Here is a 15,853-nt window from a genome sequence, read left to right as displayed (position 1 = left end):
ACAGATGCTGGTCACCTCGTCTTCGCAAGCGCTGAGAATCCGCGGCACCGCGCGCTTGAATGCCTCGGGCGACTTTGCCATCGTCACTCCGCGCTCGCCCAGCAGGCCTCGGGCCTGGTTGATTAACGCCGTGCGCTGGTGGACCAGCAGTTGGCGCACCCTGTGCACTGCCTGCATGTCCTGCTGCTCCACCGATTTCACGACTACGAAGTTCATCGTTGGCCGGCTGGCGGCTTCGACGATGGCTTGCGCATCGTTGCGGTCGTTCTTGTTGGTCTTGACGAAAGGCGAGACGTACTGCGGGCTGATCAGCCTGACTTCGATACCCATGTCTTGGAAGCATCTGGCCCAGTGGTGCGCCGAGCTGCACGCCTCCATCGCCACGACGCGTGGATGCAGTGAGCGTACAGCCTCCACGAAGCCGTCACGCATGACCTTGGAGCGGTGCAAGGCGCGACCGCTGCGATCTGCACCGTGCAGTTGAAACACGCGCTTGGCCAAGTCAATGCCCAGAATGTCGATGTCCATCGCAGACCTCCAATGCAAGAACGGTTGATGAACCGCTCAGTTTCCTATCGGGGTGGCGCCGGGTCCATCACAGTAAAAAGGTGCATTTGGTCTGCCGAGATGGGGGAGGGCGCTTGTGCGGGTTCGCGCCATGCGCTCAGCGCGAAGCAGCCCGCCTCGAGGGTCGCCGCTGGACAAGCGTGTCGGCGTACTTCTCGACGTTGAACTTCATGGTGCCGCGAAAGTTGACGTGCGAAAAATGTGCCGGCCCGATGCGGCGCAACCACTCATCCTCGATGCGGGTTCCCTCGCGTTTCAGCCTTTCGACAACCCCATGCATCCGGCTCGTGTTCCACGCCAGCACGATGTTCGTCAGCAGTGCGTGGGAGCCCGAGATCGCCAGCATCTCGTCGCGCCGTCGGCCGCGCTCCGGCGCAACCTTGCCGCTGTACACCGCGCGCTGGAGCCGATGCACCGATTCGCCCCGGTTCAGTAGCGTGTGGATCTCGCGCCGGAAGTCCTCGATGGCGATGTAGTCGCACAGAAAGACGGTGCGCAGCAGCCGTCCCAGATGCTCAGCTGCTCGATGCAGGGGGTCACCTTGCGCGCCGAACCGAAGCGCTGCAGGGCCAGAGTGGCTGACACGCGCCCGGATCGAATGGACGCGGCCAAAGGAGCTCGTCCCATCCGCGCTCGATGGCGCTGAGCGAGACGCTCCTCACGGTGACTGCTTCGAGGCCTTCCGGGACCCTGAAGACGCGCGGCAGGTGCAGCTTTCGCTCCGCCAAGTCACGCAGGCGCGGACACAGGTCAAAGCCCAGCAGCTTGGCGATGGCCATCGCCGGATTCGTATACCCATGGGTATCTACCGCCACCAGCGATAGCTGCACGAGGTCATCGCTGCGGTTGTTCGTCTCGACACCCTCGATAGCGACGCCAGCCTGACGTTCGTTGAGCACGATGGGCTGGTCATAGACGATGCCCCATCGGTCACGCACGTGGGTGTAAAGGCCTGCGGCGTAGGTGCGCCGGCGTGGATCAACCCGGGCATTCCAAAGGTGGCGTGACGCGTCCAGTGACATCATGTCGGCCGACGCCTTGTCGCCATCACCCCAGAGGGCGGCGATCGGGATCTGACTTTGGAACTGCGCGACACGTTCGTTGGCGCGCCGAAGCCGGCCGCTGCCTTCGAGGCCCCGCATCGCCACGGTTATCTGGCTTGGCTCCAGACCCGGGATCATTGAGGCGACCCATTTTGCGTCGATGTCGGTGCCGTGCGCCAGCAAACGCGGCTTGGTCGCGCGTGCGCATGAACCTGAGCGCGGAGTCCAACTGGTCATAGATCTCCCGCCTGTTGCGCCCGCGCCCCGCCATCCAGCTCGATCCGACCCCGACCATCGCGGCCGCCGCAACGCACGAGCCCTGTCGCACATTGCTGGGCCATTTCAGACACGAGCGTCTGGTGCGCGACCATGCCACGCAGCTCCCGCAGTTCCGTACGCAGTTCAGCGATGAGCGGGCCGACTTCGCCAAGTCGCTGCAACGTCACTGCCGGCAGGGTCCGCCGCCAGGCTGGGCCTTAACCTTTGTGAGCAGCTAAGCGTCCACCCACTCGTGGGAGGACAGGGCGGAGACCTGGGCGCATTGCCTACCTGGCCGCAAAGAAGATCGGAGCCCAGCCCTGTGCCTGGGACTTTCTGCCCAGCTCGTGGAGTCGCTCGCAATCTTCTCCGACGCGGGGTCGAAGTAGTAGAAGGCCGTTGCAAACCCGGTCGGTGACGCACGCCGGAAGGCAACGTTGACCATGACCGAGGGCGGGGTCACGCCGCGCTGCGTGAGTTCCGCAAAGGCGGCCCGGAAAGCCCCTACTGAAGCTGGACCTCAACGGCCTCGGGCCACGCGAACTTCCAGCGTTTGAGGAAAGGTGTCCCGCTCAGTCAGCCTGCATGCGTTCCAGTGCGCGACGGAACGCCGCGCTGAGGCCCTCGGACCCACAACTCAAGGCGTCGTCAGAAGCCGACCCGTTCGTATTGCTCGATCTGGCAAGCGTAGGTACCTGGCTGAGTCGAGCATACCGAGTAGCCCTGAGGCGGGGGGCTCGCACAGCCGGCCAGAATGCATAGAAGAATCGCACTCGCCATCCTTTGCACAAACTCTCCAATCAATGGTCTTAGCAAGTTTCAAACATTCTGACAAGACGAAATACTAGAAACCGCCTCCGTGAGCTGAGGCGCTTCGCGCACAAATCTTCTTCGAGCTATGTGACGACGGGGCGCAGCCGCTCAATCCGGGGAGCGCAAGGCCTGATCAATCTCGAGTCACGTCAATCCTGCGCCAGCCTGCATCCGGATCGAAGCGCGTCATGGCGCCTCCGGCGGCCTCGCTGTCCGGCCCGAGATCCTTGTCATACACGGCGCCATCGCGGCTCACGGTGAAGCTCATCGCGCCGGTTTCTCCGTAGTGGACCGGCCAGGCGACCAGGGCGAGGCCGCTTCGCATCCGATTGCCGATCACGTGGTCGTAGGCGCCACGATCATGGTCCGGACTCTTCAGTCGGCGGATGGCAACATCGGGGTTTCCAATTCAACGACGCCCGCCGCCGCCACCGCCGCGTGCGCCACCGCCACCCCCGCCCACTCGGGCACCACTACCGCCCCCGGGACTCACCCGGGCCCCGCCGCCTGCGCTCATGTGCGACGCGCCGCCTGCCGTGCGTGCACCCCCGCTTGCGGCGCGGTGCTGCGCCGCAGATTGGCGGCTCGCGTTACCGCGACTCGTCTGCTGGCGCGCCTGCCCGCCGGTACCGCCTGCGCCTCGGAATGCGTTGTCACCGCCGCCGGACTGTACTCGTGACAATCCCTGGTCGGCGCCACCGCGCCCGGCCGGCCAGCCGACGTCTCCCGCTCTGGCGCGGTTCCCCGCAACGTCGCCGGCGCGGGTTCCGGCTCCTGTACTCGCTCGAGCGCGACCGGTTTCCCGCGCAGCCGCCTGTGCCCGATTTCGCGTTCCCGGATCATTGCGCAATCGATCCCGGCCTTGGCCCGGGTCCATGCCGCGCTGCCGCAATTGGGACTGCGCTTGCTGACGCTGGGCGTCGCGAGCCGCCGTGTCGCGTCCGCGAAACTCGTTGCGTTGATTCGCTCCGCTGACGTCCTTGCCGAACTGCTGCCGGCTCGCCGAATCGCGGTACGGAACGCCGCGCCGGTTGGCCGCGTTGTGCTGGAAGCTTGTCTGGTTGGCGTTGATCTGCCGGTTCGTGTTCACGCTGTTGTACCGCAAAGGGTTGATGTTGACGTTGCCGCCTCCCCAGTTACAGTTGCCCCAGAGCGCCGCGGTGGCGGCCACGCCAATACCGAAGGCGATGCCCGTCGCCAGTGCGGCGCCGGGGTAGTAGCCGCCATAGTAGCCATAGTAGTAGGGCGCCGGCGGGTAGTAGTAGGGCGGATAGGCCGGATAGGGCCACGCGCCGTACACCACAGTCGGGTCGTACGCGGGGACGTACACCACCTCTGGGTTCGTGGGCTCGATTCCTGATGATCGTCTGCTGCGTCTGCGGCTCTTGTTCGACGACCACCTTCTGCTGCTCGGTCGTCTTGAGGCTGCCGGTCTGCTGAGCCTTGGCGCGAAGCCGCTGAGCCGAGTCGAGAACGTCCTTGGACGATGCGAGGAAGGCGTCTCCCAGGTTCTGTACCCAGTCGGGCTGATCGCCCATCGTCTGCAGCACCTGCGGGAAGGCGACGAGCGACTGCACGCTTGGGTCCCACGACTGATTGGCGACCATCTTCAGCGCTGCGTCGCCTTTCTGGTTCGGATTCGCCTTCGACCACTTGGCCGCATCGGCGACGTCCGCCGGATAGGTCGAGGCCATCAGCACCTGCGAGAGCAGTTCGTCCGGGTACAGCGCGATCGGGGCCATCATCTGGTCGAGCTGCTCCCGTGAAAAGGTTGGCGCGGACTGCGCACCCGCCAGCGCCGAGAGGAACGCTGCGGCAAGCATCAGGGCTCGCACAAATCGAATGGTCATTGCACGCATATCCCTCCTGAGATCCAAGGCGTCGTGCTTTCGACTAAAACGGCAAGCGGAGAAACGCAGCCGACCCCGCGCTGAGGAAAAAGCCAGCGAACGAAAATTGTCTGCCCTTCACGCGTTCGCGTCCCCGATCGACACTTCAAATTCCCCGCTTGTCGACACCCAAATTCCTCCGGGCAGGACAGGGGTTGCATTATTGATCGATCACGCCTCGACTGCGATCGCTAGGCGTGCCGCGGCCTCCTTCATCCTGTAGCTCCTGCCTTCGAACTCGAGCATGACGGCGCGATGCATGAGTGGATCGAGGATGGTGGTTCCCATGGTCGCATCGCCGAGGTACTTTCCCCGGTCCTGCACCCCAGCCACCATAGCCATCGCCACATGGTCGGGCCATGTTGCATCGACCGGTTCAATCTGCAGTCCCTTCTTCTTCTTCTACCCGATTGCAGTCGTCGAAGGTCTACTCGAAGAGAGATCAGAACCGACCGACCTTGGCGACCACTTCAAGCAGCGCCGGCACATCGTCGGTGATGATGCCCGACACGCCTGTGTCGATCAGCACCTGCATGACCAGTGCGTTGTCCCTGACCGCCGCAAGCAACCAATCCACCTGATGCCCCTGATTCATCCACGGGTTGAGGTTGTAAGGCTCCATGCGGTTGGCATCGTAGGCCACGAACCCGAGATAGTCATCGAAGGTGAACTCGTTGACGGACGGGATGCGGCCGATGATCGCCCCAGCCGATCGGTTCCGGATCGCCCCTTCCACAGCGCTGCGCTCTCGCAGCACTGTGTCTTTCGCCGTGTAGTCGGTCTGTCCATCGGCGTTCCGGGGGTACTCGGACGCCACGCTCAACCAGGCGAACTTGATCGAGGCCGGTGTGGATGTTCCGACGAAGGCCTTCATCGCCTCGAGCACGCTCTGGTCGGCGACGACCACGGTGATGTCGAAGGGCGTCCCTCCCTCGGCAGATTCGATGATGCGCGCGATCATCTCGCCACCGTGTAACGCGGCATGCTCCGCCGGCATCCGCACATTGAGCAACAGGTGGCGCAAACCGCTCCACTCGCGCGCCGACTTCAGCAGCTGCGCGAACGTCGGGATCGAGAATGGCGCGGTGGGAGCGCCGGCCGCCGCTCCCACCGCGGCATACCCGTAGCCGAAACGGATCTGCGCCAGGGTCAGCCCGATCGTTTCGACCCGCAGGGGATCATCCGGATCAGGTGCCGAGGGCCGGTACGCGCCGACATCACCGGCGCCGAGCTGTCGGAGCGCAGAGACGAGATCGTTTGGGTCCCAGTCGTGCCAGAGCACCACTTCTCCATCGGCAGTGAGGCAGGCGTCAACGAAGACAGCCATCGCCCGCTCCTTCTCGACGGCATGCTGGCATGCCTCCAGGGTGTTCTCCGGAAAGATTCGACGGGCGCCCCGGTTGGAGACGACACGAAACCGGTCCTGCTCGCAGTCGTAGGTACGGCGATTGACGTCGCGGGTAACCTTCGCGCCGTCGACCTTCGTCTTCAACTCGCGGAAATCGTGGGTCAGCGTCTCGTCCGCGAACGCGATCGTGTAGTGGTACTGGCCCCAGCGCACCCGTCCGCACTTCACGTACGGCGTTTCGAAGCGCGGAAAGTTGTCGTCGGAGAAACGGGCGCCGTTGTAGCGAACCTCGTCATCGTCGAAATGAAGCTCGAGCCGGCCGCCGTCGGGCGACGGGACGTCGTAGCTGCACTCGAAGTCGGCGGTCATCAGCCTCAGGCCGTTGATGTGCACCCTCGCGGCAATGACCTTGTCCTTGAATTGCTCGTAGGAGCCGAACTCGTCGACGTTGCCAACCTGGATGATGAAGATGTTGCGGCCGTTGTCGGCCACCAGCTCCTTGTCCGCCCACGGTCCGAGCGTCGTCCACTTGACCTCGCGGGCCGAGAACAGGGCCACATACCCGTCGCCCACCTTTCCGAAGGTCCAGGTCGCGGAGCCGACGTTGCAGTCGCTGGACCGCCGCTGGACGACGGATCCTTCGTCGAACGCTCGCCTCGGAAACCAGGCGTGAGTCTTGTCGCCCAGCAGGCGACGCAGGAACTCTCCCGGTTGATAGGCGATGATCGCGGCGCCATCGCGCTGAACGACCCGCGGCAGCGAGGCCGAACCGGTCCACCAGTTCGGCCCGTCGCCGCCGGCCGGAATCAGCTCGATCCCGCCCGGCTTGGCGATCAGGCCGATCACCCCGCCCGCCCACGCGCCGACGACGGTGCCGGCAGGGCCGAACGCACTGCCGATCAGCCCGCCGCCCATGGCACCCAGCAGGGCCGCGCTGATCCCGCCGCCCGCCGATGGGTGGGTCGTCCAGACAGTCGCTGCGGGACTGAGCGTCGCCTGGCAGACGTGGGTCTGGGCGTTGAACTGGCCGCGACGGAAATTCTGGACGCTCGAGAGCATCGCGTGGCGGTTCTGATAGGTATAGAGATTGGCCCGCGTGAGGGCGGATCCTTCCGTCAACGGCGAGAGGGTGTCGACCACGTCCACCTCACCCGGCGCGCTGGTGAGCAGCGTCACCGGCTTGGCAAGGGTGCTGATCGTCCCGAGCAGCGGCAGGATCGCGTGGAACGGACCTGATTCGGCCAGCGCGTAGAGCGAGGCGGGGCGCTTGGTGCACATGACCGTCTCCTTGGTCACGTAGGCCGAACGGCTCCACCAGAACATCGCATCGTCGAGGGTCTGGAATCCGATCCCGTACGGCTGCGCTTCATCGAAGCGCAGCGAGACCCGCGAGCGATCGACCAGGTGCGTGGGGCGGTCCTGGCCGATCTTCACCAGGACGTCCGGAACCACGTAGCGACGACTCGACGCGAAGCTTCCGGCTGACGTCGCGCCGGCCCACACGATCACGCCCTTGCGCGTCCCGAACAGAACCTCGATCAGATCGCCAGTCCCCGGCTCGTAGCCGGACATCTTCTTGTCGGCGTAACAGCGCCCGGAGGAAGGACCGAAATTGCCGTCCAGGCTGAACCTCGCCAGGTCGAACAGCAGCAAGTCGAGCACGATCTCGGCCCGGCCGCGGATCTCTTCGTCGAGGCAGAAGTCGACCAGGTTGAACAGCGGTCCGATGTCCTCCTCATAGTAGGGATGGGCGTTCCACTCCGAGAACCCGAGGCGCATTCGGTCGGCGAGCCATCGCAGGAGTCGTGGCTTGGCGTGTCGCATCCGCTGCTCGCCGGTCATGTCACCCGGGCGAGCGCTTTGCGTGCCTTCGGCCCGCAGCGGTAATCCGGCTCTGAAAACGTCGTCCGGCAACCACTGGCCGGCCAGGTATTCGGCGCTGGCAAACAGCACCTGATGGTTCTCGGACCAGAACGTCATCTCCTCGGGGATGTTGTCCTTCTTGATCTCCTCGTTGACCGCGCTCTCGACCTGCTCCGCGGCCAGGGGTGGTCGCTTCTCCAGGGCCTCGCGGCGGCGAATGGCTCGGACCAAGTTGTGACGGTCACCGTCATTGAAGGCTCCGTTGACGAAGAACGGGTCGTCGACCCAGAACTTGAACTCGAGCAGCGCCTTGGTGATGTGCGCCTCGACGTCGGCCGAGAAGTTGACGCTGCGCTCGAGCGAGTCGCGATCGCGCCACGGCGCGCCGACGCGGCGCAGGTGCTCGGGCACGTCGCCGGCGAGGTAGAGCAGGCGGATCACCTCGGATGCCTTGAAGTCGGCCGTGTCCTTCAGCGTTTCCATGTGCGTGAAAAGGGAGCCGCAGACAAGATTCCAGAATGCGGTCTTTGATTCTTCGAAGGCCGCCATCGCCTTGACATCGGAGGGCTTTGGCGTGATCCAGCCAAACAGCTCCATCTGCCGTCCAGGATCCGCGATCGCCAGGTCGAGTCGGGCGAGCGACTGGAAGACGTCGTGGCTCTGCTCGCCGCCTGCGGGAGTACGGACGACCGGGTAGTCGCTCAGGCGATCGCACGGCACCCCCGGCGCGGGCTTGAAGTCGAGCACGTCACTCGCGGTATAGATCGGCGCATCGTTGCCTTCCAGCGACATCACGATGTCGCCGAACAGGCGCTCGACCGGGAGCGCGTTCCACGCCGCCTTCTGCGCCGCGGAGGCATCGTCACCAGGTCGGTGGGCGAACCACATCTTCTTCGCGGTCGGGAAGTTGTCCTTGTCCACCCACCCGTGATCGAACTCAAAGGTGTCGGTCTTCAGATAGAGGCGACGAACCAGCGCCTCCCGGTAGCACTGACGTCGTCGCGCAACCTCTTCCTGGATAGCGGACTGAATCGGTGGCTTAGCCGGATCCGGCATCGCTGCACTCGGTACGGGGGATCGACATCGGCAGCCGTGAGCGCGCGATGATCAGAACGGATCTCCGGCCCCTGGTTTCCACGAGATCACCCCTTTCGCATCGGTCTGGGTGACCCAGGTCGGAAGGGTGTCCTCGCCGCGGAGCTTGACCAGCGTCGTGGGCAGACGAAGCTGCCACGGCTCGCCGTAGGGCGTCGCGCTTTCGATCGCTACGTCCGAACCGGTCTCCTCGCCGAGAAATGACAAGTACGGCTTGCTGGCCATGCGACCAAGCTCCTCGAACGTCGGCACCGTGCCGGTCTCCATGAAGTGCGCAACCGCGCCTTCAAAGCCGGGCCGCACTGAGAGCAGCACCCGGGACGAGCCGGCACGCAGAAAATCCCGGAACTGCGGATCGTTGTCGTCCATGACGATCCTGTCGAGCCAGTACTCCTTGCGCCCCCAGAAGTACGGGTAGTAGCGCCAGGTCATCTGCTCCCATTCGAACGCCTGCTGGAAGAACCGCACATAGCGCCCGACCGGCTCGACGTTCGGCAGGAACATCTGCGGATAGCCCTGCGCGCTGTGCTCGATCGCGGACAAGCCGTCGAAGTGCTGCTCGGTGAGCACCGTCAGGCAGGCCCGCTCCAACTCCTCGCGCTCGATCGAGCGCTTGCGCTCCAGCGTGAAGTTCAAGGCGTCGATCCGCATCGCCGCGCGCAGGTTCGCGGCCAGGTCCTCGTACTCCAGCATCCGCTGCTTCGAGGCCTGGAGGATCAGATCGAAGGTGCGCTGGCGCCATTCGTCCATGCGACGCTCGGTCGGCTCGCAGAGGATCTCAACGGTGACCGAATACGAGTACTGGCCGTCGACGTCCAGCAACGTCACCGGCAGGGTTCCGACTTCGCCATCGAGCGCGATGGTGCGGACCAGGGTCGTCGCCAGATTGACGAAGTGGATGCCGACGGTGAGGTTGAACCAGCGCGGGTCCGCGCCGAAGCCAGCCGACGCACGCGAGAACCTGGCCGTGACGGCGCGGTAGCCGGCCGGAATCGGCACCTTGATCGGCACCGCCTCCTGGATGGTGTTGACCTCGGGCTTGTCGGAGAAGCTGTCCTGCGAGACCCGCGCAAACGGTTGGGCGACGACGAGCTGAGGCTCCGGCGGAGGCTCCACCCCGTTGACCCCATAACCTGCCGTGTAGTAGGTGTAGTTGACTTCGTTCAGCTCCGTGGATTCCAGCGTGAACGGCGCAGGCTTGACCGGCGGACCGCCGGGCGCCTGGCGTTTGCCGATTGCGCGCACGAACAGCGCGCTGGGCTCCGGGACGACCAGGTCGTAGAACGTCCGGGTTCCATACGAGAAGATCTGCGCCTGCACCACGCGGTCGAGCCACTGGTACACCACGGTCTGCGGCGCGGCCCCGACGATGTTGTCGAAGCTGTGGCTAACGGTCTCGGCGAACTCGTTGAGCTGGCGGTGGACCGTTGCGACGCGCAGCCGATCGGTCACGCGCCCGACCGCCCGCGCCGAGACGTCACGACCGAATGTCTCGGCCGCCTTCTGCGCCCGCTCGACGGAACTGCCGGTCTCGACCACCACGCCATACGCCGAGGACCCGGGGCTGCCTGGCTGGCGTGCCGAATCGGTCTTGAGCACATCGTTCGACTCGCGCTTCAGGTCGAAGCGATCGGTGGTCTGCACGTCGCGTGACTGCTCGCGGGTGGTCTCGCTCTCGGTCGTTGTGACGTCCTCGGTCGTCTCGGCACGCCGCGTGCTCCTGACCATCTTCTCGCCCGTGGCCACGTTCTCCACGTAGGCCACCTCGCCAGCGGCATAGCCGATCACGTGCTGGCGCACGACGAGCAGATCGCCGATGCCGGCCGGCTTGACCTTGCCGTGCGTGAGAGGCGGAGCCGCCAGCACCGCTGGCTTGGGATCGCCCGCATCGTCCCAGAGCTGCGGCACGGTGAGCGGCTTCCACGGGCCGAAGGTCGGTCGCGGCTTCGCTTTCCTCTCGGCGATCATTGGATCATCCTCTCTGTCCTTCCGAGTTCGATACGCAAAAGCTTCACCATCGCCGGCAGCGTGGTTGTGACCGGATCGATGCCGAGCTCGGCGAGCGTCTCGCTGACCTCGGCCGGAAGATGCGAGATCGTTGCCTGATCGAGCAGCAGCGTACCGAGCGCCGATCGAGCGTCACTGCCGGTCGCACGTCGCGCGCTCGTTTCGGCCGGCGGATGGCGCTCGGCTCCTCGGCTCACGGCAGGGGTCTCGGCACTCGCGCCTGCGAGCAACTGACCTGCCGCCGTCAAGGCTTGGATCGCTTCGACGATCGCCGCTGCCCGTTTCTTCAGCACGCGTTGGGCCGCTTCAGCGGCCGGATCAGTCGGCCGCACGGGGGGCGGCGCCTTTGCGAGGGGGCCGGGCAACGGAAAGATCGACGCAGGCATCAACACGACACGCTTCGTCGTTGCCTTTACGTCCTGGCGGTCCGCGGCGAGCCGCCGCACGACGTCCGCGGCGCCCAACATGCGCAGGACCTTTGCAGCATCACCGTCCTCTGGAGGCGCCAGCTTCAGGGCGAGAACAGTGTCCTGCAGTCGCGCGACGTCGACGGCGAACTCGTTCGATCTGACCAGTCCGGAGGCCGGCGCGCCGAGCGCGCGCTCGACCAGGTCGCTCACGCTTTCATCGGAGCCATCCGGTCGATCGAGAGCATCCGCGAGCCGCTCGAGCGGCAGGTTCAGGGTCGAGGGGTCTTGAACGAAATCGTCGGAACGGACGAACGATTGCGCCAGCCGGTTCATCGCATCACGACCGCTCGCCTCGCGTCGCGCGTCGGCCAGGGCGGCCGCTAATGGCGAGTCGCCGTCCAGGACGATCGGGTCGGACACCGGCATCGGTGGGCGCAGAGCGACGAAGCGAAACAACTCATCCATGATTCCAGACCTCGGTGGAGTCGAACTTCTCGTGTATCGGGGCCAGGTGCCACGGTCAGCTTTCAGAAGTCGCTGCTATGCAATTCGCACCCTCGAAGAGCCGCAACCGGTCTCTCAGAGACGTTCGCCCTCAAAGATCAACTACCACTTCGTTAGCGAACTTCCAAACGGCTGCATGAGCGAGTTGTGAAACGCAGCAACGTGCCAATCCTGACTCATGGCATGCTCCAGGATGAGGCTCGAGCGTGGGCTGCGCTCGAGCATGTCAATCGACCGGCGACCGTCAAATTCCGGGAAAGTCCTGCCAGAGCTAAAGCGCATGCCCGCCAAAAACGAAGACAACACTCGCTTTCCATTCTGCTGCTTAACGCCATCTCAATTCCAATCTCAAACCAAGTCTGTGCTTGTCTTGTCGTCGTGTCCACCTCTTTCTGAACGGGGACACAGCGCGATTCCTCTTGCCGACTCAAGGAGATCGACGGGCCCGCGACGGCGGGGACTGACGCCGACGCGAGCATCCTGTGCCAGTTGTGCTCAGCCTGACTGCTGGGTCGGCTGGACAAGCTTGATCGCGCGCAGCGGCGCATTGCCGATCCCCAAGAGCGCTTGCGCAAGCTATCGCCTATCCAGTTGAGGGAGCTCCTCGTGCATGTCGTTAGGCTAGGTATGCAGCGGTTGGTCCTTGCTTACCGCCGGGTGAGTTCACGCTGTGAGGCCGATTCAGATTGCACAACAGAGCGAGACACCTTTGTATCCAAGCCGGTCTCAAGGGATTGCAGTCATACCCTACTGCTTGCGCTCTCTGGCGACCGTGCTCGAAGTATCGAACGTCCACTCTGCTTGCCATCGGAGTGGAAGTTCGGGGACCCGAGCGTCATTCCGAGTTTTGCAAGCAGGCGTTGATACCCTTGCTTGAGCGCCGCAACGCGAAACTTTTGATTCGCAGACTCCCCTACATGGCGCGCATCGCCGCGATCCTGCCGGCGCGCTCAGCTGCATCAACGCGTCGCCATACGCACAAGCCGGGCAATCTCGTCAACTGCCAAACCGGTTGCCATGGGCTTGCTCGCCATCGCCATTTTTTCACTGGCCAGGCGGTTGTCACGTCCAAGAGGGCAAGGGGCGATATACGGATGCAGGCAGCGCTGGTCGGCGTAGTGCGTCGGCTGAATGACTTTTCGCTGAGAATTCAAACTGCGCTGCCTGCCCAAACCAATGGAGGAAATTTTTAGCCTTGCTGCCGTACAGCGAGTAGCATGAATGTGCTCATGCGCGGATGCTCCACCTGCATCGGGATGCGATCACCAACAACGTCCCACTGGTGTCGGGAATTGGGGAACCTATGAACTGGGATCCATGGTCTAGCGCATCCGAGGGCCGTGCCGGGCTGAATTCGTCGATCACGACGGCCCTGATCGATGCAAGCCGCGTTGCCGTGTTCCTTGCCGATCCTGGTGGCGGAGTCTTCACTGCGTCGGGTAACACAGAGCACGGCTGGAGCCCTTGGTCCAGTGTGTCCCAAGGTCACGCCGGGCCCAACACATCGATCACGGCGGTATCAATCGGCGGCGGCCGCTTCGCCTTGTTTCTCGCCGATCCTGGTGGCGGAGTCTTTACGGCGTCTGGGAGTGCACAGAACGGCTGGAGCCCTTGGTCCAGTGTGTCCCAAGGCCATGCCGGACCCAACACGTCTGTCGCTGCGGTTCCTCTGGCACGAAGCCGCTTTGCTTTGTTTCTCGCCGATCCGGGTGGAGGAGTCTTCACAGCGTCGGGCAACTCAGAGCGCGGCTGGAGCCCATGGTCCAGCGTGTCCCAGGGCCATGCCGGGCCCAATACATCCATCACTGCTGTACCGATCGCGGGGGGGCAATTTGCCTTGTTTCTGTCCGATCCTGGAGGCGGAGTCTTCACGTCGTCTGGGAATGCACAGGGCGGCTGGAGCCCTTGGTCCAGCGTGTCTGAGGGCCGCGCCGGGCCCGGTACATCCATCACGGCAGTTTCGATCGCCGGTGGCCGCATTGCGCTGTTTCTGGCCGATCCCGATGGGGGAGTCTTCACCGCGTCAGGCAATGCAGAGCAGGGTTGGAGTCCATGGTCCAGCGTTTCCGAGGGCCGCGCTGGACCCAAGACATCCATCACGGCAGTTCCGTTCGCCGGGAACCGCATTGCTTTGTTTCTCGCCGATGTTCGTGGCGGAGTCTTCGCCGCATCGGGGAATGCGGAGACCGGCTGGAGTCCGTGGCTCAGCGTGTCCGAAGGCCACGCCGGCCCCAACACGTCCATTGCCGCAGTGCCCATTGCCGGCAACCGATTCGCCTTGTTTGTCGCCGATCCTGGTGGCGGCGTCTTCAGTTCACTGGGCGATTTCGGCAGCCCGATCAAACACGTCTTTGTGCTGATGCTCGAAAATCGGTCGTTTGATCACATGCTGGGGTTCTCTGGCATCACAGGGACCGACGCATTGACGGGAAAGCCGACGACGATAGACGGTCTGAAAGGCGACGAATCGAACGAGTTCACTGACAGCGCCGGCACCGTGCATACGCACACGGTCGCTGCGGGAGCACCCGATCAGATAAGCATCGGCCCGGCCCATGAATTTGTGGACGTGCTTGAACAACTGACCGGGCGTGCCGTGGATCCTGCCTTCAACCTGAAGGGCTCCGCCTACCCAACACCGATCACCAACGGCGGCTTTGTGGCCAACTACCAGAAGAGAGTAGCCGCGCAGTTTGCAAAACGTCGCAGGGATGCCTTGTCCGCGTCAGGCCTGAACAGTGCCCTGACTATCGACGCACTGAACGCACAGGAGGCGAGTTTCGATCTGGGTGTGGTCATGAAATGCTTCGGTCCAGGTCGATTGCCGGTTTTGAGCGCGTTGGCGAAGGAATTCGTCGTTTGCGACCATTGGTTTTCCTCGATGCCCGGACCGACTGAGCCCAACCGCATGTTTGCGCATGCGGCGACCTGCGGTACCTGGGACCGATCTCCAGACCAAACGGAAATCCTGGTCGCGCAAGGAAGCGACTCGCTCCACCCCGGATTCACGTTCAAACACGGGACCGTCTATGACCTGCTCAAGAAGGCAGGCGTGCAGTACCGCATCTACGCAGGCGACCTCTTTCCAGTGGTCGGCGAATTCGACAACGTCGACGAGCAACGTGACTTCGAGGATTTTGCGGACGACCTGCAGGATCCGTCAGCCCTCGAAGTGGGCTACTTCCACATAGAGCCGTCCTATGGCATCGTGCCATTCTCGGAGCCGTTGTCGCAGCACCCGAGCTTTGGCGGCGGCGTCGCCGCGGGCGAGCGGTTTATCAAGGCAGCCTATGAAGCGATTCGGAAGTCCCCGCTATGGGCGACGAGTCTCCTGATCATTACTTGGGACGAGCATGGCGGTTTCTACGATCACGTAAAACCAAGCCCCGCGATACCAACAGGAAATCTTGGACGCTCACACGGATTCACTTTCGACCAACTCGGAGCGCGCGTCCCGGCGGTGATCGTCTCCCCGCTCATTCGCGGAAATCTGATCGAACACAGAGTACTCGACCACACAGCGATTCCCGCAACCCTCAGCCGAGTTTTCCAGCTCCCGTCACTTGGAGCGCGCGATGGCATCAACGGAGGTGTCGACCAGCTTGTTGGCGGCGTGTTCCGATCAGAGACGCCCTCTACCTTGCCTGATGCTGCTTCCACGGGACTACTGGCAGCAGGGGCGATCACTCCTGTCGACAAGGCGATCGCTCACAACCCCGCCGCCCTCATCTTCGACGATCCGCATGGAAATCTGACTGCGGTCCTCCATAGTGCAGTTGTCCGCCATCTCAAGGTCGCTCTAGCGGGGGAACACGCCGCCATAGTTGAGCGAGTTCGGTTGCTCCGCACCCACGCCGAAGCATTCACGTATTTGAAGGAAGTGGAACAACTCGTGCGTGCGAATCGTGTTCAACCGGGCGTGTCACAACGAGTGGGAGTGCTGGCTCCGGGGGTCACCGCTTAGTCCCAGCGCTGAAAGAGCGCTGCTGACAGCAGTACCGCCTACAACCAGTAAGCGAATGAACCATTGAAATGGATCGGCGGCGACGCTTCGTA

General features: G+C 63.7%; 9 protein-coding genes and 3 pseudogenes. 3 read left to right on the top strand and 9 right to left on the bottom strand.

Annotation, left to right across the window (positions count from 1 at the left end; genetic code table 11):
* Positions 1 to 528 (bottom strand): IS110 family RNA-guided transposase (locus tag QTH97_RS30625; protein WP_286572358.1); only part of this gene is annotated, 528 nt, incomplete at its 3' end.
* A 136-nt stretch (positions 529 to 664) separates the two neighbouring features.
* Positions 665 to 1,808, bottom strand: a pseudogene (locus QTH97_RS30620) (Tn3 family transposase); the annotation flags it as partial.
* A gap of 53 nt (positions 1,809 to 1,861) precedes the next feature.
* Between QTH97_RS30620 and QTH97_RS30615 the strand changes: the two are divergent.
* Positions 1,862 to 2,107, top strand: coding sequence for a putative zinc-binding metallopeptidase (locus tag QTH97_RS30615; RefSeq protein WP_353655683.1), 246 nt, complete (start codon positions 1,862 to 1,864; stop codon positions 2,105 to 2,107).
* Positions 2,108 to 2,814: 707 nt separating this feature from the next.
* On the opposite strand, the gene QTH97_RS30610 is transcribed toward QTH97_RS30615, so the two are convergent.
* The 7 genes and pseudogenes from QTH97_RS30610 to QTH97_RS30585 form a co-directional block, all read right to left on the bottom strand.
* A complete protein-coding gene (locus tag QTH97_RS30610) occupies positions 2,815 to 3,060 on the bottom strand; it encodes a DUF2950 family protein (RefSeq protein WP_286572361.1) in 246 nt (81 codons plus the stop codon).
* A gap of 30 nt (positions 3,061 to 3,090) precedes the next feature.
* A complete protein-coding gene (locus QTH97_RS30605; RefSeq protein WP_353655682.1) occupies positions 3,091 to 4,011 on the bottom strand; it encodes a DUF3300 domain-containing protein in 921 nt (306 codons plus the stop codon).
* Between the two features lie 121 nt (positions 4,012 to 4,132).
* Positions 4,133 to 4,423, bottom strand: a pseudogene (locus QTH97_RS37085) (DUF3300 domain-containing protein); the annotation flags it as partial.
* A gap of 318 nt (positions 4,424 to 4,741) precedes the next feature.
* Positions 4,742 to 4,894: pseudogene (locus tag QTH97_RS30600) on the bottom strand (ATP-binding protein); the annotation flags it as partial.
* Positions 4,895 to 5,012: 118 nt separating this feature from the next.
* Positions 5,013 to 8,837 (bottom strand): glycerophosphodiester phosphodiesterase family protein, encoded by a 3,825-nt coding sequence (locus QTH97_RS30595; protein WP_286572357.1) that lies wholly within the window; start codon positions 8,835 to 8,837, stop codon positions 5,013 to 5,015.
* A gap of 51 nt (positions 8,838 to 8,888) precedes the next feature.
* Positions 8,889 to 10,844: a hypothetical protein gene (locus QTH97_RS30590; RefSeq protein WP_286572356.1), complete on the bottom strand. Its 1,956-nt coding sequence runs from the start codon at positions 10,842 to 10,844 to the stop codon at positions 8,889 to 8,891.
* A complete protein-coding gene (locus tag QTH97_RS30585) occupies positions 10,841 to 11,758 on the bottom strand; it encodes a hypothetical protein (protein WP_286572355.1) in 918 nt (305 codons plus the stop codon). Before QTH97_RS30585 ends, QTH97_RS30590 begins: the two co-directional genes overlap by 4 nt.
* Positions 11,759 to 12,666: 908 nt before the next feature.
* Between QTH97_RS30585 and QTH97_RS30580 the strand changes: the two genes are divergently transcribed.
* Together QTH97_RS30580 and QTH97_RS30575 are read left to right on the top strand one after the other, a co-directional pair.
* A complete protein-coding gene (locus QTH97_RS30580; protein WP_286572354.1) occupies positions 12,667 to 12,990 on the top strand; it encodes a hypothetical protein in 324 nt (107 codons plus the stop codon).
* A 722-nt stretch (positions 12,991 to 13,712) separates the two neighbouring features.
* Positions 13,713 to 15,761: an alkaline phosphatase family protein gene (locus QTH97_RS30575; RefSeq protein WP_286572353.1), complete on the top strand. Its 2,049-nt coding sequence runs from the start codon at positions 13,713 to 13,715 to the stop codon at positions 15,759 to 15,761.
* The last annotated feature ends 92 nt before the right edge of the window (positions 15,762 to 15,853 follow it).

It is taken from the genome of Variovorax gracilis (assembly GCF_030317115.1).
Classification (GTDB): domain Bacteria; phylum Pseudomonadota; class Gammaproteobacteria; order Burkholderiales; family Burkholderiaceae_C; genus Variovorax; species Variovorax gracilis.
This window is presented reverse-complemented; position numbering and strand designations above follow the sequence as displayed.

Excerpts from the sequence above, each read along its gene's own strand:
- QTH97_RS30590 (WP_286572356.1), bottom strand. The coding sequence starts at position 10,844 with ATGATCGCCGAGAGGAAAGCGAAGCCGCGACCGACCTTCGGCCCGTGG.
- QTH97_RS30585 (WP_286572355.1), bottom strand. The coding sequence starts at position 11,758 with ATGGATGAGTTGTTTCGCTTCGTCGCTCTGCGCCCACCGATGCCGGTG.
- QTH97_RS30595 (WP_286572357.1), bottom strand. The coding sequence starts at position 8,837 with ATGCCGGATCCGGCTAAGCCACCGATTCAGTCCGCTATCCAGGAAGAG.